The 21,412-nt window shown below is 58.4% G+C and carries 20 protein-coding genes; 7 read left to right on the plus strand and 13 right to left on the minus strand.

The window, feature by feature from the left end:
* The first annotated feature begins 4 nt into the window (after positions 1-4).
* Positions 5-445 (plus strand): carboxymuconolactone decarboxylase family protein, encoded by a 441-nt coding sequence (locus AC3ZVB_RS24370; protein ID WP_194692496.1) that lies wholly within the window; start codon positions 5-7, stop codon positions 443-445.
* Here AC3ZVB_RS24370 and AC3ZVB_RS24375 read toward each other — a convergent pair whose 3' ends face one another.
* Together AC3ZVB_RS24375 and AC3ZVB_RS24380 are read right to left on the minus strand one after the other, a co-directional pair.
* Entirely contained in the window at positions 446-2,038 is a 1,593-nt protein-coding gene (locus tag AC3ZVB_RS24375; RefSeq protein WP_490147931.1) for a DHA2 family efflux MFS transporter permease subunit, read from the minus strand.
* Positions 2,035-3,153: an HlyD family secretion protein gene (locus AC3ZVB_RS24380; RefSeq protein ID WP_490147932.1), complete on the minus strand. Its 1,119-nt coding sequence runs from the start codon at positions 3,151-3,153 to the stop codon at positions 2,035-2,037. Before AC3ZVB_RS24380 ends, AC3ZVB_RS24375 begins: the two co-directional genes overlap by 4 nt.
* A gap of 1,006 nt (positions 3,154-4,159) precedes the next feature.
* Here AC3ZVB_RS24380 and queC point away from each other — a divergent pair.
* On the plus strand, positions 4,160-4,849 hold the full coding sequence (queC, locus tag AC3ZVB_RS24385) for a 7-cyano-7-deazaguanine synthase QueC (protein ID WP_490147933.1): 690 nt from the start codon (positions 4,160-4,162) through the stop codon (positions 4,847-4,849).
* Positions 4,850-4,898: 49 nt separating this feature from the next.
* Here queC and AC3ZVB_RS24390 read toward each other — a convergent pair whose 3' ends face one another.
* Both AC3ZVB_RS24390 and AC3ZVB_RS24395 read right to left on the minus strand, forming a co-directional pair.
* Positions 4,899-5,780: a queuosine precursor transporter gene (locus tag AC3ZVB_RS24390; RefSeq protein ID WP_162440397.1), complete on the minus strand. Its 882-nt coding sequence runs from the start codon at positions 5,778-5,780 to the stop codon at positions 4,899-4,901.
* A complete protein-coding gene (locus AC3ZVB_RS24395; RefSeq protein ID WP_490147934.1) occupies positions 5,767-6,366 on the minus strand; it encodes a helix-turn-helix transcriptional regulator in 600 nt (199 codons plus the stop codon). Before AC3ZVB_RS24395 ends, AC3ZVB_RS24390 begins: the two co-directional genes overlap by 14 nt.
* Before the next feature lie 440 nt (positions 6,367-6,806).
* On the opposite strand from AC3ZVB_RS24395, the gene AC3ZVB_RS24400 reads away from it, so the two are divergent.
* Together AC3ZVB_RS24400 and AC3ZVB_RS24405 are read left to right on the plus strand one after the other, a co-directional pair.
* Positions 6,807-7,184, plus strand: coding sequence for a DUF6124 family protein (locus AC3ZVB_RS24400; protein WP_194692491.1), 378 nt, complete (start codon positions 6,807-6,809; stop codon positions 7,182-7,184).
* A 38-nt stretch (positions 7,185-7,222) separates the two neighbouring features.
* Positions 7,223-7,471, plus strand: a complete 249-nt coding sequence (locus AC3ZVB_RS24405) for a hypothetical protein (protein WP_490147935.1) — start codon at positions 7,223-7,225, stop codon at positions 7,469-7,471.
* 269 nt (positions 7,472-7,740) lie between these two features.
* On the opposite strand, the gene AC3ZVB_RS24410 is transcribed toward AC3ZVB_RS24405, so the two are convergent.
* Together AC3ZVB_RS24410 and AC3ZVB_RS24415 are read right to left on the minus strand one after the other, a co-directional pair.
* Positions 7,741-8,922 carry an acetyl-CoA C-acyltransferase family protein gene (locus AC3ZVB_RS24410; protein ID WP_490147936.1) on the minus strand — a complete coding sequence of 394 codons (1,182 nt, stop codon included), beginning with the start codon at positions 8,920-8,922 and terminating at the stop codon, positions 7,741-7,743.
* Positions 8,919-9,701: an enoyl-CoA hydratase gene (locus AC3ZVB_RS24415; RefSeq protein WP_490147937.1), complete on the minus strand. Its 783-nt coding sequence runs from the start codon at positions 9,699-9,701 to the stop codon at positions 8,919-8,921. The genes AC3ZVB_RS24410 and AC3ZVB_RS24415 overlap by 4 nt, the downstream gene beginning before the upstream one ends.
* Positions 9,702-9,919: 218 nt before the next feature.
* On the opposite strand from AC3ZVB_RS24415, the gene AC3ZVB_RS24420 reads away from it, so the two are divergent.
* From AC3ZVB_RS24420 to AC3ZVB_RS24430, 3 genes are read left to right on the plus strand one after another with little or no spacing between them, the layout of a single operon-like run.
* Positions 9,920-11,023 (plus strand): polyamine ABC transporter substrate-binding protein, encoded by a 1,104-nt coding sequence (locus AC3ZVB_RS24420; protein ID WP_162440392.1) that lies wholly within the window; start codon positions 9,920-9,922, stop codon positions 11,021-11,023.
* A gap of 30 nt (positions 11,024-11,053) precedes the next feature.
* Complete coding sequence (locus tag AC3ZVB_RS24425; protein WP_490147938.1) at positions 11,054-12,472, plus strand: aminotransferase; 1,419 nt, start codon at positions 11,054-11,056, stop codon at positions 12,470-12,472.
* Positions 12,469-13,377 carry a helix-turn-helix transcriptional regulator gene (locus tag AC3ZVB_RS24430; protein WP_490147939.1) on the plus strand — a complete coding sequence of 303 codons (909 nt, stop codon included), beginning with the start codon at positions 12,469-12,471 and terminating at the stop codon, positions 13,375-13,377. The genes AC3ZVB_RS24425 and AC3ZVB_RS24430 overlap by 4 nt, the downstream gene beginning before the upstream one ends.
* Positions 13,378-13,471: 94 nt before the next feature.
* Here the strand turns inward: AC3ZVB_RS24430 and paaZ are convergent, their stop codons facing one another.
* From paaZ to paaC, 7 genes are all read right to left on the minus strand, one after another.
* Positions 13,472-15,541 carry a phenylacetic acid degradation bifunctional protein PaaZ gene (paaZ, locus tag AC3ZVB_RS24435; RefSeq protein WP_490147940.1) on the minus strand — a complete coding sequence of 690 codons (2,070 nt, stop codon included), beginning with the start codon at positions 15,539-15,541 and terminating at the stop codon, positions 13,472-13,474.
* A 61-nt stretch (positions 15,542-15,602) separates the two neighbouring features.
* Positions 15,603-16,856, minus strand: coding sequence for an OprD family porin (locus AC3ZVB_RS24440; protein WP_490147941.1), 1,254 nt, complete (start codon positions 16,854-16,856; stop codon positions 15,603-15,605).
* 31 nt (positions 16,857-16,887) lie between these two features.
* Positions 16,888-18,534, minus strand: a complete 1,647-nt coding sequence (locus tag AC3ZVB_RS24445) for a cation acetate symporter (RefSeq protein WP_162440987.1) — start codon at positions 18,532-18,534, stop codon at positions 16,888-16,890.
* The gene (locus tag AC3ZVB_RS24450) at positions 18,531-18,839 is read right to left on the minus strand and encodes a DUF485 domain-containing protein (RefSeq protein WP_162440988.1); all 309 of its coding nucleotides are present in this window, start codon (positions 18,837-18,839) and stop codon (positions 18,531-18,533) included. The genes AC3ZVB_RS24445 and AC3ZVB_RS24450 overlap by 4 nt, the downstream gene beginning before the upstream one ends.
* A 179-nt stretch (positions 18,840-19,018) precedes the next feature.
* Entirely contained in the window at positions 19,019-20,095 is a 1,077-nt protein-coding gene (gene paaE, locus AC3ZVB_RS24455; protein WP_490147942.1) for a 1,2-phenylacetyl-CoA epoxidase subunit PaaE, read from the minus strand.
* A 33-nt stretch (positions 20,096-20,128) separates the two neighbouring features.
* On the minus strand, positions 20,129-20,662 hold the full coding sequence (gene paaD, locus AC3ZVB_RS24460) for a 1,2-phenylacetyl-CoA epoxidase subunit PaaD (RefSeq protein ID WP_490147943.1): 534 nt from the start codon (positions 20,660-20,662) through the stop codon (positions 20,129-20,131).
* Complete coding sequence (gene paaC / locus AC3ZVB_RS24465) at positions 20,649-21,410, minus strand: 1,2-phenylacetyl-CoA epoxidase subunit PaaC (protein WP_162440991.1); 762 nt, start codon at positions 21,408-21,410, stop codon at positions 20,649-20,651. The genes paaD and paaC overlap by 14 nt, the downstream gene beginning before the upstream one ends.
* Positions 21,411-21,412 lie beyond the last annotated feature (2 nt).

Consider the following 21,412-nt stretch of genomic DNA (forward strand, 5'->3'; position numbering starts at 1 on the left):
TGACATGAAACCTCGCATCGACTTCTACACCGCTTCCCCTGACGCGCTCAAAGCCATGATCGCGCTGGAAACCGCCGTCTCCAAACTGCCGCTGGAAAAAAACCTGATCGAACTGGTCAAGCTGCGCACCTCGCAAATCAACGGCTGCGCCTTCTGCCTCGATATGCACAGCGCCGATGCCCGCAAGGGCGGTGAGGCCGAGCGTCGTCTGTACACCTTGTCGGCCTGGCGCGAAACGCCGTTCTTTACCTCCCGTGAACGCGCGGCCCTGGCCTGGACCGAGTCCCTGACCCTGCTGAGCCAGACCCACGCACCGGACGAAGACTATGAACAACTGGCGGCCGAATTCAGCCCCAAGGAAATGGTCGACCTGACCGTGGCGATCACCACCATCAACAGCTGGAATCGCCTGGCGGTCGGCTTCCGCAAAATGCCTCAAGACTGATCAGTGAGCATCCGCTGACGGCGCGGCCGGTGGTTGCACCTTGCGCATCAAGGGCACCATCGCCGTGGCAATGATGAAGCAGACCATGATCATCAGAAACGCATCGCCATAGGTTTGCGTCTGCGCTTCGCGATAGGTCAGCAGCCACAGCTGGTGCAGGCTGGCCGTCACACGGGTGTCGCCGCTCTGGCCCAGGGTGGCGAAGTTGTTGCCGACCTGGGACAGCCACTGATTTAGCGCTTCGTTGGTGCTGTTGAGATTTTCCGCCAACCGGGTGAAGTGCAGGTTGGTGCGATCGTTGAGGATGGTCGCGCAGGCGGCAATACCAATGGCGCCGCCCAGGTTTCGCATCAGATTGAACAAGCCGGATGCATGTTTGAGCCGCGCCGGTGCCAGTCCACCGAGGGTCAGCGTGACGGCGGGCGGTACGGCCAGTTGCTGGGCGATCCCGCGCAGAGCTTGCGGCAGCATCAATTCCTTGCCTCCCCAGTCATGGGTGATCGGGCTGAAATCCCACATCGACAACGCGAACAGCCCAAGGCCGGTCATCATGATCCAGCGCAAGTCGACGCGGTTGGCCAGAAAGGCGTACAGCGGAATCGCCATGATCTGGAACACCCCGGTGGAGAAAACCGCCAGACCAATGTCCAGCGCACCGTAACCACGCACTCGGCCGAGGAACAGCGGTGTCAGGTAGATGGTGGCGAACAGGCCGATGCCGGTAACGAACGAAAAGAAGCAACCGAGGGCAAAGTTACGGTCCTTGAGGGCGCGCAGATCGACGATAGGATTGGCCACGTGCAAGGTGCGGCCGATGAACGCCAGGCCGGCCAGGCCGCTGATCCAGGCCGTGGTGAGGATGGTGCTGTCGCTGAACCAGTTCCAGCGCGGGCCTTCTTCGAGGGTGTATTCCAGGCAGCCGAGAAACAGCGCCAGGAACACCATGCTCAGGTAGTCGGCGCCCTTGAGCAGTGACAGTTCCGGCTGGTCGATCTTCACCAGCATCGGCACGGCCACGGCGACGAAAATGCCCGGCACCAGGTTGATATAGAACAGCCAGTGCCAGGATGAAATGTCAGTGATAAATCCACCGATCACCGGCCCCAAAGTCGGCGCCAGGGACGCCACCGCACCGATCGTCGCCGCCGCGATCACCCGTTGTTTACCGGTGAAGAAAAAGAACGCGGTGGTGAACACCAAAGGGATCATCGAGCCACCGAGAAACCCTTGCAGGGCACGGAACGCGATCATGCTCTGGATATTCCACGCGGCGCCGCACAGCAGACTGGCCAGGGTAAAACCCACCGCCGATGCGCAGAACAACCAGCGGGTCGAGAACACTCGGGATAGCCAGCCGGACAGCGGTATCACAATGATCTCGGCAATCAGGTAGCTGGTCTGCACCCAGGCCGTTTCGTCAGTGCCGGCCGAGAGCCCGCCGCCAATGTCACGCAACGAAGCGGAGACGATCTGGATATCCAGCAGCGCAATGAACATGCCGATGCACATGCTGGCGAAGGCGAAGACCTTGGTCCCCGTGGCCATGTCGGCGGCATTGAACGGCTGCGCCGGGGCGGCGAGGGCGCGGCTCATGGTGCGCTGGCCACGGCTGGGGTTTTGGTCTCCTCGCGAGTGTCCACTTCTGCCGTGACCGACAGGCCGGGACGCAGGTGACCCAGTACGCCATCCGCGGGATCCAGCAGGATGCGCACAGGCACCCGTTGCACGATCTTGGTGAAGTTACCGGTGGCGTTTTCTGGTGGCAGCACGCTGAACTGCGAACCACTGGCCGGTGCCAGGCTGTCCAGATGCCCATGGAATTCGCGCCCCGAGAGCACGTCCGCATGGATGATCACGCGCTGACCCGACGTCATGTGCGCGAGCTGGTCTTCTTTGAAATTGGCATCTACCCACAGCCCGCTCGACGGCACCACCGACAACAGTTGCGAACCGGCCTGAGCGTAAGCGCCAACCCGCGCCCGACGATTGCCGACGACGCCGTCCACCGGCGCTTTCAACTCGGTGTAGCCCACGTTCAATTGCGCGAGATCACGCTCGGCACGGGCCTGCATCAAGGCAGCACGGGCTTGCTGTTTCTGGGTTTCGATCACGTTTAACTGACGTTGTGCGGCCAACAATTCCGCCTGAGCCCGGGCACTGAGGGCTTGCGCGGTTTTGAACGTGGCGTCCACGCGTTGGGCGCTTTCTACCGAGACCGCGTTGCTGCCGACCAGCCGTTTGTAGCGCACATTGTCATCCCTTGAACGGGAGGCTTCGGCGTTGGTGGCGTCGATACCGGCGCGGGCCTGGCCGATAACCGCGTGTTGCAGTTGTTCGGTGGCGTCGAGGTTGGCGAGCAGCGCTTCTTCGGCGGCGACCGCGCCTTCGGCTTTGGCCAGGTTGGCGCGGTAATCGCGGGAGTCGAGGCGGATCAGCACGTCACCGGCCTTGACCTTCTGGTTGTCGGTGACCAGCACGTCGTTGATATAGCCCGCGACTTTCGGCCCGATCACCGTTACGTCACCGCCGATGTAGGCGTCGTCGGTGGTTTCGATAAAGCGGCCGGCAGTCCACCAGTGGGTTGCATAGAGGCCGGCGAATATCAGCGCGGCGATGAGGGCGATCAGCAGGAGCAGGCGTTTGAGCAGGGGAGGCCTGGATTTCACCGGAACGGCGAGCTCGGGTTCAAGGCTGGGCATGCTGGTCATGGTGGGTTCACCTGTGGAGGGCGGTATTTATTACGGATGTAATATGACGTATGTAATATTTTGTGGCAATTGGTTTTTGATGCCGATCGTCAGGTGGGGTTGGGAGGCGTGCATTGCGCTGGAAGTGAAGAGCGAAGCGTGTTCGCGATGGCGGTCTCATAACCGATGAATTGCTCGGAATTACCAGGATCAAATTGTGGGAGCTGGCTTGCCAGCGATGTCGCCCTGACAGCCAAATAAGTATTCCCTGATGTACCCGGATCAAACTGTAGGAGTGAGCCTGCTCGCGATGGCGGCGTGACAGCCGACGCATCTTTCCCTGTTGCCCCCGGATCAAACTGTGGGAGCTGGCCTGCCGGCGATGGCGGTCTGACAGCCTATGAGTATTTCCCTGATGCACCCGGTTCAAACTGTGGGAGTGAGCCTGCTCGCGATGGCGGTCTGATCGGCGACGGATTTTTTGCTGGTGTACATATCCATTCCTGCGGTTACGGCTTCTATTGGTTTCGCCCTTACGGCGAGTCACTTGGAAGAGCGCCAAGTAACCAAACGCTCTTGCCCCTTTCGTCCGGTGCCTCGCCTGGGCTCGGCATACCCTCGCTCCGGTCCTGCTCCGTGGGCCCGCCGCGATCGGCCATCCATGGCCGTGCGCGGCTAACCCGGCATCCATGCCGGGTTGCCCACTGCGCAGCACCTGCGTTCGGCCTTCCCAAGAGGCAAGAAGATCAAAATCAAAAGCAGATCAGAAGCAAAGCGAGGCGGCCTGACAGCCGACCGACATCTTCCTGATGCACCCTGATCAAGCACTGGAAGCAAGCCTTATCGGCGGGGAGTGTCTTGCTGGTGTACATATCCATTCATGCGGTCAAAACTTCTGTTGGTTCAGGCTTACAACCGGAAATAGGCGACAGTCATTTAGGAAACTTCCCACAGCCACAATGTGAGCTTCCCGGTAGGGTCAACGGCCCCCAGCAGCCTGCCGGGACACCCCAAGGAAGAAGGAACCATGACCAGAAAGGCCGTTATTGTTTTCAGCGGTGGGCAAGATTCGACCACCTGCTTGATCCATGCATTGCCGCAGTACGATGAAATTCACTGCATTACGTTTGATTATGGCCAGCGCCACCGTGCGGAAATCGAAGTGGCGCAACAGTTGTCAAAACAGTTGGGCGTGAAGGTGCACAAGGTGTTGGACACAACCTTCCTAAACGAACTGGCCATCAGCAGTTTGACGAGTAACAACATTCCCATTGTCAGAAGTACGGATAACGGCGTGCCTGACACGTTTGTACCAGGGCGGAATATTCTGTTTTTAACCTTGGCTTCTATTTATGCCTATCAAATGGGGGCTGAAACTGTCATCACAGGGATCAGTGAAGCTGAAAGCTCCGGCTATCCGGATTGTGGTGATGAGTTTGTCAAAGTATTGAACAGCGCCCTGCACTTGGGGATGGATTATAAGCTACGAATTGAAACGCCGCTTATGCGGTTGAATAAAGCAGAGACATGGGCTTTGGCCGATTATCACGGTCAGATGGATTTGATTCGTTATCACACATTGACTTGCTATAACGGCATAAAAGGAAGTGGGTGTGCCGATTGTGATGCCTGTGCGCTGCGTGCGAAAGGGTTGAGTGAGTTTTTGAAGGATCGGGTCGGCGTTGAGAGCAGCCTTAAGTTAAAATTAGGGCTATAGAGGAAGTGACTAATGGGGAGTTAAGTAATGCCAGATAACTCCCCATTTTTTATGCGGTTTTGCCTCCGGCAATGTATCGTTTAAATAACGATCTTGCTCCATATGCTGGAAAAACGTTAATCACAGCGAAGCACATCTTGATAGCTATTTGAGCGTATACCATATTTAGAATGTCACTATTCTGCATTGATCCGTAAAAGGCAATATAACAAAAAAGGATACTGTCTACTATTACTGCGAAAAACGTGCTAAAAAATACACGTAAAAATAAAAATCTAGAGTTTGTTAGCTCTTTTATTTTGCAAAGTAGATATGAATTTATATATTCTGAAAAAAGAAATGATATTGATGATGCTATTAGCACTGATGATACGTGTGTAACGACTTCAGTATATGGCAAATCAAGTTTCCATCCGGGTAGCCCAGGGAGGTATACCACTCCGTTCAAGAGTAAAACGATTAGAGCGTTACTCGAAAATGCAAAGAGCAGGGCTTTTCTCGCTAACCTCAGCCCATAGGTTTCGTTTAGCAGGTCAACGACTAAGAATGTTAGTGGGTATAGAAATACGGCGGGAGGAATAACCAGGTCAAACCATTTCAGATAAACAAGTTTAGTCGCTGCGATATTGGTGAAGATGTATAGTGAAAGCAGGAGCACGTTCAATGCGACATAAATCATCCACGATCTTTCATGACGATCATTCATTTCGTAGGTGGTGGTAGAGGCAGTACCCCCTGAATAGTATTTTCGGTATATCTCCTTAATTTCCGCCTTATTTAAATTGTCAAAAATTTCGCTTTTCAAAACCTCAGCAGTCTTTATTTTTACTATTTTCCCAGTAGAGATAACCATAATCACAACCAGATTATTTTTTTTCTCAAATCCTAGTAATTTATATTTGCTGTTCTCAGATTTATTATTGTTTTCCATAGAATCTTTCCTCAATTACAACTCCGATAGTAGTGATGCTGTCCTTGTCAGCATCGTTGGTGGTGATGGCCAGTTTTTTCGTAATTGTGTCGTACACCAGTTTGTCTCCGTCGCCATTCGATAGTCCTTTCTTCACTATCAAAAGATCACCAGCCTCATTCACTCCACAAATATCGTTCTCCAGTAGTACGCCTATCAAATTACAAGCAGTGCCGAAGTAATACGTCAATGGGTGAATAATCGCCAACTCACCAATCCTTATGTCAAGACTCTGAATCAGAAAGCTTTCTCGAATGATGGGCACTGCTGCCGGATTCATGTTGCCGTCAGGTGTGGCGCTACTTTCTATTATTTCTTTTTCTTCAAAATCAACCGTTTCTATCTCTTTATAAGAAACACCAAAAAAATCGGATATTTTTCGAATGGTCGATTGTTGTACATTGACGACCCGTCCTTCCAAAATGTTGTAGATGGTTGTTCTGGTCAGTCCACTGGCATTGCACAAGGACAATCGAGTCTCTCCGCGACTCTTTATCAGGTACTTGATATTGCTTTTGAGTTTTTCTGTTTTATCTTTCTTGTGCATTCGGTATTTACCACGGTCTTGTTGTTGCAACAAACCACACGTGCGTGGGTGGTTCTCTTTGGTTGCGGCATCCTACACACTTGGTACCTGAACGAAAAAGATAATTTTCTTAAGAGGTCGTATGACCATGGAATGGTCTTGTATGTCTCGAATGAGTGCCGCATGCGAGTGTAAGACGCTGCCTACTTTGTTTAAGGAAACGTCTTACAGTAAATTGGAAGTGCGTGAGAATTTACCGGAGGAGATCTTTTCGTAGTAAGGAACGAATGGTCTAATGATTGCTTAGGCGAGAATCATTTAATTACACAGATGTTCATTTAATTGATTAATAAAAACGAATTTTCTGGTAATAAATCTACCGGTCCGCCATATGCGCACATCAACTCATTTTGGTTGATGGCAACAAACTGGCGTCTCTCAGTATTGCAAGGAGCTCCGGAATGAAAAAAACCACCCCCACCACAACCCCAGCGTCAGACATTCAATCCGCCCCCGTTTCACCCACCCGCCCCAAACCCTCAGAACGTCGCATCAGCATTCCCCTACGCCATCAAGTCACTCCCGAAACCTCCAACTGTTTCTTCGCGGTGGTGCCCGATGTCGACATCGAAGCCATGCTGTGTCACGCCTCTGAAACCTTGTCCTCTCTCAGCGTGATGTCCGCCGACCTGGCCCGTGAACTGGAAGGCCCGCGCCGTCAGGTGATTCTGGCCATCCAACAACTGGCTGCGCTGAGCGAACTGCTGGTCAATCGTGCGCTGGACAACCTGGAACTACCCCGGGATTCGGCAGACGCGTCGTCCAATCGTCAACGCTAAAAGCGGTGTGCTCTTTTAACCAATGGAGGTTCTACGTCATGGATCGATACATGCCCGTCACCGGCATTGACTGCAGCGTTCCATCTTTGCTGATCGACACTGAGGCACCACTTGAGGTGTTGCACGAAACGGCGGCTTATCGCATTCGTACGGCCACGCAGCTTCTTGAGAGTTTTGCCTTCGGCGAGGGTGTTCACAGTGAGCTGGCGCGGGTGTTAGTGACTTCGCTTCGCGATGGTTGTGATTTGCTGGATGTCGTCGGGCGACGATTGCAGGGGCGGGTTTGATCTTGGAAAGAAAAGTGGCTTTCAGGGAAATTTGAGGCAGTCAGGCCATCAAACAATCTGTAGCAGCTGACGAAACTTGTGGTGAGGGGATTTATCCCCGTTCGGCTGCGTAGCAGTCGTAAAGATTTTGGGGTCGCTGCGCAACCCAGCGGGGATAAATCCCCTCACCACAAGTTCCGCCAGCTGTGACAGGTAATCGGCGGCACATATAACGGTGCCAGGCACGGAATCAATCGAGTGGTTACCTTGATCCCGTGCCCGGCCAACCATCAAACCCGCTCAAAAATCGCCGCAATCCCCTGACCGCCACCAATGCACATCGTCACCAACGCATACCGCCCGTTGGTACGGTGCAGTTCATGAATCGCCTTGGTTGCAATGATCGCGCCGGTCGCGCCCACCGGGTGACCCAGGGCAATGCCCGAGCCGTTCGGGTTGACCTTGGCCGGGTCCAGGTCCAGCTCCTGGCTCACTGCGCACGCTTGGGCCGCAAAGGCGATGTTGGCTTCAACGACATCCATATCCTGCACGGTCAGTCCGGCGCGTTTGAGGGCCAGGCGTGTGGCGGGGATGGGGCCCAGGCCCATCAGTTCTGGCTCTACACCGGCGTGGGCATAGCTGACCAGTCGGGCCAGGGGGCGCAAATTGCCGCGCTTGACCGCATCGCCCGTGGCCATGACCAGTGCGGCGGCACCGTCGTTCAGACCGGAAGCATTACCCGCCGTCACCGAACCGTCCTTCTTGAACGCCGGTTTCATTTGCGCCAGCTGTTCCATGGAAGTGACGCGAGGGTGTTCATCGACGTTGAACAACGTCGTTTCCTTGCGCGTCTGGATTTCCACGGCGGCGATTTGCTCACTGAAGTACCCGTTGGCGATGGCAAACGCCGCGCGCTTCTGATCTTCAAAGGCGAGGGCGTCCTGCATTTCGCGGGTGATGCCGTTGCGTGCGGCCACGTTCTCGGCGGTGATGCCCATGTGAATGCCGTGGAACGGGTCATGCAGGATGCCCAGCATGTAGTCGATTGCCTGGACGTTGCCCATGCGCGAGCCCCAGCGGGCGGATGGCAGCAGGTACGGTCCGCGGCTCATGGACTCGGCGCCGGCGCCAATGGCGATGTCGGCGTCGCCGAGCAACAGGGTCTGGGCCGCACTGATGATGGCTTGCAGGCCGGAACCGCACAGGCGGTTGATGTTGTAGGCCGGTGTCTCTTTCGGGATGCCGGCGTTCATCGCGGCAACCCGGGAAATGTAGGCGTCACGGGTCTCGGTGGGGATCACGCTGCCCATCACCAGGTGGCCGACTTGCGCCGGGTCCACGCCAGAGCGTTCCAGCGCCGCCTTGACCGCGGTGGTTGCCAGATCGGCCGGCGGGACGTCCTTGAGGGCACCACCAAAGGTGCCGATGGCGGTACGAGCGGCGCTGACTACAAAAACTTCTGGGGTGTTCATGACGGTGTTCCTTTAGGCGGGTTCTTTTCGGTACTGCGATTGAGGAGGGCGTTCAGCGCCGTTTGCGCTTCCTGAGTGTTCAGGCGCTCGATGAACATCAGGTTTTCCTGGCGAATCGTGGCTTGCAATTCGGCCATCGACGCTTGCTTGAGCAATTGCCGGGTCTGGCGCAAGGCACCTTGTGGCAAGGCGAGCAGACGCTGGGCCATTTGCTGTGCGGCAGCGAGGCACTGCGGGCCATCGTCGAACAGTTCGTTGGCCAGGCCCCACGCGACGGCACTGGCACCGTCGAGGGTTTCTCCCAGCAGGAGCAAGCGCGCAGCGCGGGCATGGCCGAGTTGACGTGGCAGCAGCAGGCTCGCACCGAACTCAGGGCACAGGCCCAGGTTGACGAACGGCACACGCAGCCGGGCATTGCGGCTGACCAGCACCTGATCGCAATGCAGCAGCAGGGTGGTGCCGATACCGATGGCCGCCCCACACACCGCCGCGATCAATGGCGTTTGCAGGTGCGTGACAACTTTCATCAGGCGGAAAGCCGGGCTGTCGAGATGAGTCGGGGGATGCTGCAGGAAGTCCGCCAGGTCATTCCCGGCGGTAAAACACGTCGCACCACCGGTAAGAATGATGGCGCCGACACTCTCGTCTTCATCCGCGGCCAACAAGCGGTCGGCCAGTTGCGTGTACATCGCATTGTTCAGCGCGTTCAGCTTGTCGAGGCGGTCAAAAGTGAGCGTCAGTACGCCGGCACTGTGTTCCTGTTTGATCAGATCGTTCATGAGCGGCTCTGGTTGATCGGTGCATCGGTCACTCTAAGCGTGGGGCTGTGCCGGATCTATGACAAAACCGTTCAACGAATCTGCTTCTTTTTGCCATGTTGCATCGCCACGATCCGGTTCACACACCCATTCGGGGTATGGTGCGGTGCGCTGAATCGCTCGATAGTGAACTCATCCGGTCATTCAGAACGGAACCTGCCTGGTAAGGTGAATTTGCTATGCGTAAGGCATTCAAGTTGATTTTCAGTGTGTTCCTCGTTCCTTTGTCACTCAGCGTCCACGGCGCCGACGTCAATGAAGCCAATACCCTGCGGCTGTACAACTGGGCGGATTACATTGGCGAGAAAACCATTTCGAATTTCGAAAAAGCCACCGGCATCCGAGTGATCTACGACACCTTCGATGCCTACGAAACGGTCCAGGCAAAGTTGCTCACCGGTCATTCCGGGTATGACCTGGTGGTGCTGAATGCGTCCCTCGCACCCCCCTTGATCACGGCCAAGGTCTTCCAGCCGCTGGATAAAAACCTGCTGCCAAGTTGGGCCAATCTTGATCCGAAAGTCTTGCAGGACTTGCAGGGTTTCGATGCCGGCACGCAGTACTCCGCGCCTTATACCTGGGGCAGTAACGGCATCACTTATAACGTCGACAAGATCAAAGAACGCATGCCGGATGCGCCGATCGGTTCGCTGGCGATGATCTTCGATCCGAAGATCGTCTCGCGTTTCGCCGATTGCGGCGTGACCCTGGTCGATGCGCCCACCGAGGTCATTCCGTTGGCCCTGAAGTACCTGGGGCGAGACCCGCGAAGCGCCGCGCCGGCAGACCTGAAAGCCGCGCAGGAACTGCTGTTGTCCGTACGCCCCTACATCCGCAAGTTCGACTCGGTGAATTACCTGACCAGCCTGCCCAATGGCGATGTGTGCATGGCCATGACCTGGTCCGGCGACTACGCCACAGCCATGGCCCGCGCCGAAGAAGCCAAGCTCAACATCAAGCTGTCCTATTTCATTCCCAAGGAAGGTTCGCTGATCTGGTTCGACAACATGTACATCCCGGCGGATGCCCCGCATGTCGCCAACGCCCACAAGTTCCTCGACTACTTGATGCAGCCGCAAGTGATCGCCGACGTCACCGATTACATCCATTACGCCAACAGCAACGCGGCCGCCACGCCCCTGGTGAATGCCGAAGTGCGCAACAACCTGGCGATTTATCCCGATGACGCCACCCGTGAGCGCCTGTTTCCACAGAAGACCCAGGACGCCAAAGCCATGCGCGCCATGACGCGGGTCTGGAGCACGGTAAAAAGCGGGATCTGATCGTTAAATTATTCAGCTTGAGGTTTTCGTATGGCCACTCCAACCCAGCACATTTTGTCCGCCGCCGAAGAGGCCCGCCTGGTCAAGGCAGACAAGGCTCATTACATGCACGGCTATCACATGTTTGACGAGCACGCCGAGCAGGGGTCGCTGAACATTGTTTCCGGCGACGGCGCCTACATTTTCGACACCCAGGGCAATCGTTTTCTCGACGCCGTAGGCGGTATGTGGTGCACCAATATCGGTTTGGGGCGTGAAGAAATGGCCCTGGCCATTGCCGATCAGGTCCGCCAGCTCGCTTATTCGAATCCGTTCTGTGACATGTCCAACAGCGTGGCCATTCAACTTTGCGAAAAACTCGCCAGCCTGGCCCCCGGTGACCTCGATCACGTATTCCTGACCACCGGCGGCTCGACGGCGGTGGACACTGCCTACCGGCTGATTCAGTACTATCAGAACTGCCGCGGCAAGCCGGAAAAGAAGCACATCATTGCCCGTTACAACGCCTATCACGGCTCGACAACGCTGACGATGTCGATCGGCAACAAGGCCGCCGACCGTGTCCCGGAATTCGACTACGCCCACGACCGTATCCACCATGTCTCAAACCCCAATCCATACCGCGCACCGGACGGCATGGACGAGGCGCAGTTCCTGGAGTTTCTGGTCAAGGAGTTCGAAGACAAGATCCTGGCCATCGGCGCGGACAAGGTCGCGGGCTTTTTTGCCGAGCCGATCATGGGGTCGGGCGGGGTGATCATTCCGCCCAAGGGCTACCTGAAACGCATGTGGGAAGTCTGCCAGCGCTACGACATCCTGTTCGTCGCCGATGAGGTGGTCACTTCCTTCGGGCGACTGGGCAAATTCTTTGCGTCCTACGACCTGTTCGATGTGCAGCCGGACATCATCACCACGGCCAAAGGCCTGACGTCCGCCTATCTGCCGCTGGGCGCCTGCATCTTTTCCGATCGCATCTGGAAGGTCATCGCCGAACCGGGCAAGGGCCGCTGCTTCAGCCACGGCTTCACCTACAGCGGGCACCCGGTGTGCTGCACGGCGGCGCTGAAAAACATCGAAATCATCGAGCGCGAACAGCTGCTGGAACACGTCGATGTCGTCGGCGCTTATCTGGAAGAACGCTTGGCGACACTCAGCGATTTGCCGTTGGTGGGCGATGTACGCTGCCAGAAATTCATGGCCTGCGTGGAATTTGTCGCCGACAAACGCACCAAGGCGTTGTTTTCCGACGAGATCAACATCGGCGAGCGGATTCACTCCCGGGCACAGGCCAAAGGGTTGCTGGTGCGGCCGATCATGCACCTCAACGTGATGTCGCCGCCGCTGATCCTGACGTGCGCCCAGGTCGATGAGATCGTCGAGACCCTGCGCGTGTGTATTCTTGAAGTGGCCGCCGAACTTCAGGAAAGCGGCCAGTACCAGGGCCAATGACTTCGTCAGCCAGGCTTTTACCGGGGGCCGGCTCACCCGCTAGACTGCGGGGTATGAGCAAACCAAACGACGATACGTTGATCGCCTTGCCCTTCGGGGCACTGCATAAATGGCACGGGCAAATGCGCGAGGCATTTGCCCGTGTCGATGAGCCCGACGCGCTGCACTACCTGGCGTCAGCGTTCGAGCACCTGGTCGGCATCGAATCGGTGATGATCAGCCTGGAACACAAGGACCGCCCACCCCAGTTGCTGTATCAACGCGGCATTGCCGAGCAGTATCAGGTGTCGATCATCGAGCGCTATTTTTCCGGGGGGTATCTGCTTGATCCGTTCTGCCTGGCGGTGGAACAGGATTTGGCCCAAGGCTTTTACCACCTGGAGGAAATCGCCCCGGATGACTTCTTCGACAGTGAGTATTACCGCACCTATTACTTGAAGGCGGGGTGTTCGGAGGACAGCTATTACATCGTCAACACGGGCAACGAGACGAAGATTTCGGTGAGCCTGTTTCAAGGTTTCAGCAATGAAAGCCTGCGGGTCGATCAACTGAACCTGCTGCGCGCCGTCGAACCCCTGGTAAGCGAATTCATCGGCGCATTCAGCCAGCGCGGCATGCAGCGCATTGCCGAGATTCAGTGCGTTCAAGCGGTGGGTGAAGGGGATGATCTCAAGCAACGGGTGCAGTGGGCTTTCGAGCATTTCGGCAGCGATTTGCTGACCGACCGCGAGCGGGAAGTCGCGCACATGGTGCTCAGGGGGCACTCGGTGAAATCCACCGCCAGCCAACTGGGCATATCACCAGAAACCGTACGCATGCACCGCAAGAACCTGTACCTGAAGCTGGAGGTGGGTTCGCAGTCGGAGTTGTTTGCGTTGTTTATCGAGTGGTTGCGCCAGCATTGAAAGTCAAAAGATCGCAGCCTGCGGCAGCTCCTACATGGAAATGCGTTCCACCCTGTAGGAGCTGCCGCAGGCTGCGATCTTTTGATCCTATGCTTTAGTCTTCGCGCTTAACCACCAACGTCAAAATGTCATAACTGGCCACCAGCTCACCCAACTGATTGGTCACCTCGACATCCCAGGCCACCACCCCTTGCGGGATACCCTGCGGGCTCTTCTTGCCCTGGTCGATCTTGCGTTTGCAGGTCAGGCGCGCCTGGATCGTGTCGCCGATCCCCACCGGATTGATGAAGCGCAGCGTGTCCAGGCCGTAGTTGGCCAGCACCGGGCCGACACCAGGGGATACGAACAGGCCTGCCGCCGCCGACAGCACGAAGTAACCGTGGGCGATGCGTTTGCCGAATTGCGATTCTTTCGCCGCGATATCGTCGAAGTGCATGTAGAAGTGATCACCGGACAGGCAGCCGAAGTTCACCAGATCGGCTTCGGTCACGGTGCGACGGTGGGTCAGCAGCGACTCGCCAATCTGCAGGTCCTGGAAGTGCCGACGGAACGGATGCACTTCGGTTTCGATGACCTTGGCGCCACGCACGTACTCACCGGTCACAGCCGCCAGCATGGTGGGCGAACCTTGCACGGCTGCACGTTGCAGGTAGTGCTTCACCGCGCGCAGACCGCCAAGTTCTTCACCGCCACCGGCACGACCCGGACCGCCATGCTTGAGTTGTGGCAGCGGCGAGCCGTGCCCAGTGGATTCGGCGGCGGACTCGCGGTCGAGCACCAGCAAGCGACCGTGCCAGGCAGCGGCAACGGGGATGGCTTTGGCAGCAATCTGTGGGTCCTTGGTGATCAAGCTGGCCACCAGGCTGCCTTTGCCGCGAGCCGCCAGCACCAGCGCTTCATCCAGATCGTCATAGGCCATCAGCGTGCTGACGGGGCCGAATGCTTCGATGTCGTGGGCGCCACCTTCGGCGTGCGGGTCGCGGGCCTGCAGCAATGTCGGGGCGAAGAATGCGCCTTGGTTGACGTTCTCACCCCGGGGTTCAAATCCGTCGCGGGCGCCGAACAGCATGTCGCTGCTTTGCAGCAGGCTTTCCAGACGCTCAGCGACGTCTTTCTGTTGATCGTGGGAGGCCAGTGCACCCATGCGCACGCCTTCCACCGACGGGTCGCCGACCACGACTTTCTTCAGGCGATCGCGCAAACGGGTCGCGACCGCATCGATGTGTTTGGCCGGCACGATGGCGCGGCGAATGGCGGTGCATTTCTGCCCGGCCTTGGTGGTCATCTCCCGGGCGACTTCCTTGATGAACAGCTCGAACTCTTCGTCATCCGGGGTCACGTCCGGGGCGAGGATCGCGCAGTTCAGCGAGTCGGCTTCGGCGTTGAACGGTACCGAGTTGCGGATCAGGTTCGGGTTCACCCGCAGCTTGGCGGCGGTGTCGGCGGAACCGGTGAAGGTCACCACGTCCTGGCCCTGCAGGCGATCGAGCAAGTCACCCGTGCCGCCGATGATCAGTTGCAGGCTGCCGGCCGGAAGCAGGCCGGATTCGTCCATCAGGCGTACCACGGCTTCGGTCAGGTAGCTGGTGGCGCTGGCCGGTTTGACGATGCACGGCATGCCGGCAAGGAAGCTCGGGGCGAACTTTTCCAGCATGCCCCAGATCGGGAAGTTGAAGGCATTGATGTGCACCGCCAGGCCGCCGCGGGGCACCAGAATGTGGGTGCCGGCGAAGGTGCCCAGTTTGCTCAGTTGCATCGCCGGGCCTTCGTGGACGATGTTACCCGAGGGCAACTCCCGGGAGCCAAGGCTGGCGTAGGTGAACAGCGTGCTGTTGCCGCCTTCGATATCGATCCAGCTGTCAGCGCGGGTAGCACCGCTGTGATGGGAGATCGCGTAGAGCTGTTCCTTGCGCTCGCTCAGGTACAAGGCCAGTGCCTTGAGACGCTGGGCCCGCTGTTGGAAATCCAGCGCCATCAGACCGCTGACGCCCTGGCGACGGCCGTGCTCGATGGCTTCGGCGAAGTCCGGACGCTCTTCGTGGGTGCGTGCGATTTCGTGGCCATCGATGGCACTGCGCAGCACCTGGGCACCGTGTTGGCCGATCCAGCGACCGGCGATGAAACTTTGCAGGGTAGGGGCGTGCGGTGTAGGTGAAGAGGACATCACGATTGCTCCAGATGATGATTAAAAGGTCTGGCGCAGCCGCAGCCGCGCCATTCAGGGATTACCAGAGCGCCACGGTGTAACCGACGATCAGCCGGTTCTCATCGAGGGCGGTGGTCAAGCCATTGCCGGAACGGAAGGTCACGTTGCGCCAGCGCAGGCTGACGTCCTTGAACATGCCGCTCTGGATGACGTAACTGATGTCGGTGTCGCGCTCCCATTCGCGGCCGTTGTCGACGGTGCCTGCCTTGACGTTGCGACCATCGGTGTAGCGGGTCATGAAGGTCAGGCCGGGGATGCCCTGGGCGGCGAAGTCATAGTCGTAACGCAGCTGCCAGGAGTCTTCGTCGGCGCGGGTGTAGGTGTTGTAGGTCACCAGGTTGACCACGTACGGGTCGCCGCCGTTGAGGAACGGGAACGCACTGTCGCCGGACAACTGCTGGTAGGTCGCACTGACTTTGTGGGCACCGTGGGACACGGTGAACATGCTGTTGAAGTTGCGGTTATCGATGCGCCCGGCCCGCTCGGCACCGTCGCCGCGGCTGTCGAAATAACGCACGTCGCTGCGCAGATTGAAACCGTTGCCCAGCGGCTGGGTGTGCACCAGTCCGACGAATTGCTGGCGATAGATCTGTTCGAGCTTGCCGTAGTAGTAACTCAGATTCAGTTGCGGGCTGAAGGCGTAAGTGCCGCCCGCGAAGTCGAAGTGATCGCTGCTGGCGGCGCCATAACCGATGTCATCGTTGCTGGAGGAATCGCGCAGGTTGGCCTTGGTCAGGCGCCCGGCATTCACCGTCAGGCCACTGATTTCCTGGCTGGTCAGCAAGCCGCCTTCAAAGGTCGAACCCAACAGGCGGGTGTCGTTGTAAGTCGCCACCGGCAGCAAGGGTTGCAGGGTGCCGAGCTTCAATACGCTCTTGGATACGCGCATTTTGCCGGTCAAACCCAGCTCGCTGAACTCGTCCGCAGGTTCATGGCTGTTCGGGCCAAATGGCAGCAGGCCGGTGCCCCGTCGATCCGGGCTGGAGTCAAGTTTCAGCCCCAACTCCCCCAACGCATCGAGACCGAACCCCAAGGTCCCATCGGTGAACCCGGACTCGATGCGCGCAGTGAATCCCTGCGCCCATTCTTCAGCCTTGGATTGGGGCGCATTCTCCTGACGGAAATCGCGGTTGATGTAGTGGTTGCGCATCTCGATACGGGCCTTGCTGTCGCTGACGAAGTCGGCCATGGCGCTCGGTGCGACCATGGGCAGACTCAATGCAGCGGCTAACGAAAACAGTGATTCATAAGGAGCAGTACGTGCGGGCTTCATTGTTTTTATTCCCTGCCGTCAATCGTCGTTATTAGTGCTTGCTGGCGCCGGAGGCACCGATCCCGGTCATGGAGCGAATGAACTGCGCCAGGTAACGGCCGCGCTCAAGGGCTGCACGGGGTGAGGTGTCGGTGACGGAAAACAGCCAGGCGCTCAGGAAGGCCAGGCTCATGGAGAACAGCGCCGGGTTGGAGTACGGGAACAGGGCTTTTTCGTAGTGCAGGACGTTGACCCACACCGCCGGGCTCAGCACCAACAGGACAATGGCCGAGATCAGCCCTGCCAGGCTGCCGGTCACCGCGCCGCGAGTGGTCAGGCCTTTCCAGTACATCGAAAGGAACAGCACCGGGAAATTCACCGAGGCGGCAATGGCCAGCACCAGGCCGGACAGGAACGCGATGTTTTGCGACTCGAACAGCAGGCCAAGGATGATTGCCAGAACGCCGATGCACAGGGTGGCGATGCGCGAAACGCGGATTTCCTGCTGCTCGGTGGCCTGGCCCTTGCGGATCACGCAGGCATACAGGTCGTGGGACACCGCCGACGCGCCGGACAAGGCCAACCCGGCAACCACCGCCAGAATGGTGGCGAACGCGACCGCAGAAATGAAGCCCAGGAACAGGTTGCCGCCGACGGCTTGCGCCAGGTGCACGGCGATCATGTTGCCGCCGCCGATGATTGCGCCGTTGGCATCACGGAACGTCGGATCGGTGCCGACCATGACGATCGCGCCGAAGCCGACGATGATCAGCAGCAGGTAGAAGTAGCCGATGAAACCGGTGGCATAGAACACGCTTTTGCGCGCTTCCTTGGCGTCGCTGACGGTAAAGAATCGCATCAGGATATGCGGCAGGCCGGCGGTGCCGAACATCATGCCCAACCCCAGCGAGATCGCATCGATCGGGTTCGACAGCAACCCGCCCGGCGCCATGATCGCGGTGCCTTTGGCGTGCACGGCAGTGGCGCTGGCGAACATCGCCTCGGTGCTGAAACCGAAATGCTTGAGCACCATGAAGGCCATGAACGTGGTGCCGAACAACAGCATCACGGCCTTGATGATCTGTACCCAGGTGGTGGCGAGCATGCCGCCGAAGGTCACGTAGAACACCATCAATACACCGACCAGCATGACCGCGTAGAGGTAATCGATGCCGAACAGCAGTTCGATCAACTTGCCGGCGCCGACCATCTGCGCCACCAGGTACATCAGGGCCACGGTGAGGGTGCCGAAAGCTGACGTCAGGCGCACCGGGGTTTGTTCCAGGCGATAGGAGACCACGTCGGCGAAGGTGTATTTGCCAAGGTTGCGCAGGCGTTCGGCGATCAGGAAAAGAATGATCGGCCAGCCCGCCAATACGCCGAGGGCGTAGAGCAAACCGTCGTAGCCGTTGAGAAACATCATGGCGGAAATGCCCAGGAAGGACGCTGCCGAGATCATGTCGCCGGCAATGGCCAATCCGTTCTGGAACCCGGTCATGCCACCGCCCGCGGTGTAGAAATCGCTGGCGGAACGGGTGCGCAACGCTGCCCAGCGCGTCACGCCGAGGGTGAACAGCACGAACACCAGGAACATGCCGATGGCGTTCCAGTTCAACGGGCGGGACGCGCCGTCAGCGGCAACCGCCAGGTCGGTGACCACTGCCAATGGCAGCAGGAACAAGGCCATAAGACGGCTCATTGCGCGCACTCCTGCTTGAGTTTTTCGTTGAGCGGGTCGATGACGTTGTTGGCGCGATAGACGTAGAAACCGGTCAGGGCGAACGCCATCAGAACGATGACCACGCCCACCAGCATGCCGACGGTGGTCACCCCGCCGCTCAGGGATTGGCCGAGGGTGGCGGGGGAGAAAGCCACCAACAGGACAAAGCCGAAATAAATCACCAGCATGATCAGCGACAGCGACCAATACAGGTTCTGTTTTCGTCGGACCAGCTGGATGAAGTCGGGATGCTGGCGAATGAGTTCTACGTCTTGTGGAGTCATGGCGCGCTCTCTGTTGTTGTTTTTGTTGTGGGGTGAAGCAGTAAATCGGGGTTAATCACATGACAAATTGTGGGAGCGAGCCTGCTCGCGATAAGGCCATCACCTTCAACATCGCGGGTGGCTGAACCACCGCTATCGCGAGCAGGCTCACTCCTACAGGGTTCCGAACGCTTGCGGAATCAAAGCTGATCGAAATCCAGCACCACTTTGTCGCTGATCGGAAAGGCCTGGCACGACAGGACATAACCGGCCGCTACTTCGTAGTCTTCCAGGGCGTGGTTGCTGTCCATTTCCACCTCGCCTTCGATGACCTTGCACTTGCAGGTCGAGCACACGCCGGCCTTGCAGGAGTAGGGCAGTTCGGCACCTTGGGCGTTGCCGGCATCGAGAATGCTTTGGCTGTTGCGCGGGAGGTCGAAAGCCAGGGCGCGACCGTCGCTGATCACCGTGATCTGGCTGACTGCGGCGTCCACCTGATGCGCTGCCTCCCGGGCTTCGCGTTTTTGCTGGCTGCCAGCGGCGGCGAACAATTCGAAGTGGATACGCTCCGGCGCCATGCCCTTGGCTTTGAGGCTGTCGCGTACGGTCTCGGTCATTTCCTGCGGACCGCAAATAAAGGCGGCATCCAGGGCTTTGACGTCGAGCCAGCGGGAGAACAGTTGCTCGCATTTCTCGGCGTTGATCCGGCCGTTGTACAGGTCGACATCCTGCTGCTCGCGGCTGAACACGAAGATCAGGTTCAAGCGTTGCAGGTAGCGGTTTTTCAGGTCTTCGAGCTGTTCACGAAACAAGGCGCCGGAGCTGGAACGGTTGCCGTACAGCAAGGTCACTCGGCTGTGCGGTTCGGTCTGCAGGGTGGTCTTGATGATCGACAGAATCGGCGTGATGCCACTGCCGGCGGCGACAGCCAGGTAGTTGCCATGGCGCGTCGGGTCGAGGTCGACGTGGAAGTGTCCGGCCGGTGGCATCACTTCCAGGCAGTGCCCGGCTTTGAGGTGTTCGTTGGCAAATGCCGAGAAGCGCCCGCCGACCACACGCTTGATGGCAATGCGCAGTTCACCGTCATTGACACCCGTGCAGATCGAGTAGGAGCGGCGTACTTCTTCGCCATCCATCTGGGTGCGCATCACCAGGTGCTGGCCCTGGGTGAAATGAAAACTGTCCTGCAGGTGCTGCGGAATCTCGAAGGCGATGGACACCGCGTCACGGGTCTCGTTGCGCACGTCCTTGATGGTCAGACTGTGAAATTTACTCATTATTGTTCTCCAGCTGGGACGGCCGATCGCCGCTCAGATGCACTTGAAATAGTCGAACGGTTCCAGGCAATCGCGGCAGCGGTACAGCGCCTTGCACGCGGTGGAACCGAATTCACTGAGCACTTCGGTGTGCGTGCTACCGCATTGCGGGCAGGCGATCACCGGGCTGTCGCCGAGCAGGCTGCGTTTGCTTGTGCTGCCTTCGGGCGGCGCGATGCCGTAGGCGCGCAGGCGTTCACGACCGCTCTGGGTGATCCAGTCGGTGGTCCACGCCGGCGTCAATTTTCGCTCCAGCAGCGGCGCCTTGAAGCCGGCCAGTTCCAGCGCGTCGCGGATGTCGCTTTCGATCACTTCGGTGGCGGGGCAACCGGAGTAGGTCGGCGTGACCACCACGTGCAAGTGCCCGTCCTGCCAGTCGAGATCGCGGACTATCCCCAGGTCGACCACGCTGACCACCGGCACTTCCGGGTCCATGACCTGGGCCAATGTCGCCCACGCAGCGGCCAGGTCACTCGGCTGAGCCGGCCGGGCGCCCTGGTCGCTGGCGATCAGCTCACCAGGTTGCATCGGGGTACGCTCGTGGCAGGAACTGCATCTCGGCCAGCAGGATGCCGAGGTGTTCGGAGTGCAGACCCTTGCGTGCATCCAGATAGAAATAGCTGGGCGCCGGGGGCACGGGCAGGGTGGCGCGGGCAAAGGTTTCGCTGACGGTTTTTTGCCAGGCGGCGGCGACTTCTGCGGTGGCCGGGATGATGCCGGCTTCGCACAGGCGGTGTTCGCTGTCGTCGGCGCTGGTCAGCTCAACCGTGAAGCGCCACACCTCGGGGATGGCCGCGAGCATGCGCGCGTGGCTCTCTTCGGTGCCGTCACCCAGGCGCTCGACCCACTCACCGGAGCGACGCAAGTGATAGGTCACTTCCTTCACGGCTTTGGCGGCGATCCCGGCAATGCGTTCGTCGCTGGACAGGGCAAGGCCGGTGAGCACTTGCAGGTGCCATGCGTCGTAAAGGAATTGCTTGAGGATCGTGACGGCGTAGTCGCCGTTGGGTTGCTCCACCAGCAACAGGTTGCGGTACGCGCGCTCGTCTCGACGGAACGCCAAGTGATCGGCATCGCGACCGTCGTTCAGCAATTCGGCGGCGTATTCCAGCCAGTTGCGGGCCTGGCCGACGAGGTCGAGGCCGACATTCATCAACGCCAGTTCCTCTTCCAGCGCCGGGGCCTTGCCGCACCATTGGCACAGGCGCTGGCCCTGGATCAGGGCGCTGTCGCCGAGGCGCAGCAGGTATTCGATCAGATCAGTCTGGTTATTCATGG

It is taken from the genome of Pseudomonas sp. MDV22-iso1 (assembly GCF_058145095.1).

What these genes read in the sequence shown, in the direction of transcription:
- AC3ZVB_RS24370 (WP_194692496.1), top strand. Translation starts at nt 5, where the DNA reads ATGAAACCTCGCATCGACTTCTACACCGCTTCCCCTGACGCGCTCAAA.
- AC3ZVB_RS24375 (WP_490147931.1), bottom strand. Translation starts at nt 2,038, where the DNA reads ATGAGCCGCGCCCTCGCCGCCCCGGCGCAGCCGTTCAATGCCGCCGAC.
- AC3ZVB_RS24380 (WP_490147932.1), bottom strand. Translation starts at nt 3,153, where the DNA reads ATGACCAGCATGCCCAGCCTTGAACCCGAGCTCGCCGTTCCGGTGAAA.
- queC (WP_490147933.1), top strand. Translation starts at nt 4,160, where the DNA reads ATGACCAGAAAGGCCGTTATTGTTTTCAGCGGTGGGCAAGATTCGACC.
- AC3ZVB_RS24390 (WP_162440397.1), bottom strand. Translation starts at nt 5,780, where the DNA reads ATGGAAAACAATAATAAATCTGAGAACAGCAAATATAAATTACTAGGA.
- AC3ZVB_RS24395 (WP_490147934.1), bottom strand. Translation starts at nt 6,366, where the DNA reads ATGCACAAGAAAGATAAAACAGAAAAACTCAAAAGCAATATCAAGTAC.
- AC3ZVB_RS24400 (WP_194692491.1), top strand. Translation starts at nt 6,807, where the DNA reads ATGAAAAAAACCACCCCCACCACAACCCCAGCGTCAGACATTCAATCC.
- AC3ZVB_RS24405 (WP_490147935.1), top strand. Translation starts at nt 7,223, where the DNA reads ATGGATCGATACATGCCCGTCACCGGCATTGACTGCAGCGTTCCATCT.
- AC3ZVB_RS24410 (WP_490147936.1), bottom strand. Translation starts at nt 8,922, where the DNA reads ATGAACACCCCAGAAGTTTTTGTAGTCAGCGCCGCTCGTACCGCCATC.
- AC3ZVB_RS24415 (WP_490147937.1), bottom strand. Translation starts at nt 9,701, where the DNA reads ATGAACGATCTGATCAAACAGGAACACAGTGCCGGCGTACTGACGCTC.
- AC3ZVB_RS24420 (WP_162440392.1), top strand. Translation starts at nt 9,920, where the DNA reads ATGCGTAAGGCATTCAAGTTGATTTTCAGTGTGTTCCTCGTTCCTTTG.
- AC3ZVB_RS24425 (WP_490147938.1), top strand. Translation starts at nt 11,054, where the DNA reads ATGGCCACTCCAACCCAGCACATTTTGTCCGCCGCCGAAGAGGCCCGC.
- AC3ZVB_RS24430 (WP_490147939.1), top strand. Translation starts at nt 12,469, where the DNA reads ATGACTTCGTCAGCCAGGCTTTTACCGGGGGCCGGCTCACCCGCTAGA.
- paaZ (WP_490147940.1), bottom strand. Translation starts at nt 15,541, where the DNA reads ATGTCCTCTTCACCTACACCGCACGCCCCTACCCTGCAAAGTTTCATC.
- AC3ZVB_RS24440 (WP_490147941.1), bottom strand. Translation starts at nt 16,856, where the DNA reads ATGAAGCCCGCACGTACTGCTCCTTATGAATCACTGTTTTCGTTAGCC.
- AC3ZVB_RS24445 (WP_162440987.1), bottom strand. Translation starts at nt 18,534, where the DNA reads ATGAGCCGTCTTATGGCCTTGTTCCTGCTGCCATTGGCAGTGGTCACC.
- AC3ZVB_RS24450 (WP_162440988.1), bottom strand. Translation starts at nt 18,839, where the DNA reads ATGACTCCACAAGACGTAGAACTCATTCGCCAGCATCCCGACTTCATC.
- paaE (WP_490147942.1), bottom strand. Translation starts at nt 20,095, where the DNA reads ATGAGTAAATTTCACAGTCTGACCATCAAGGACGTGCGCAACGAGACC.
- paaD (WP_490147943.1), bottom strand. Translation starts at nt 20,662, where the DNA reads ATGCAACCTGGTGAGCTGATCGCCAGCGACCAGGGCGCCCGGCCGGCT.
- paaC (WP_162440991.1), bottom strand. Translation starts at nt 21,410, where the DNA reads ATGAATAACCAGACTGATCTGATCGAATACCTGCTGCGCCTCGGCGAC.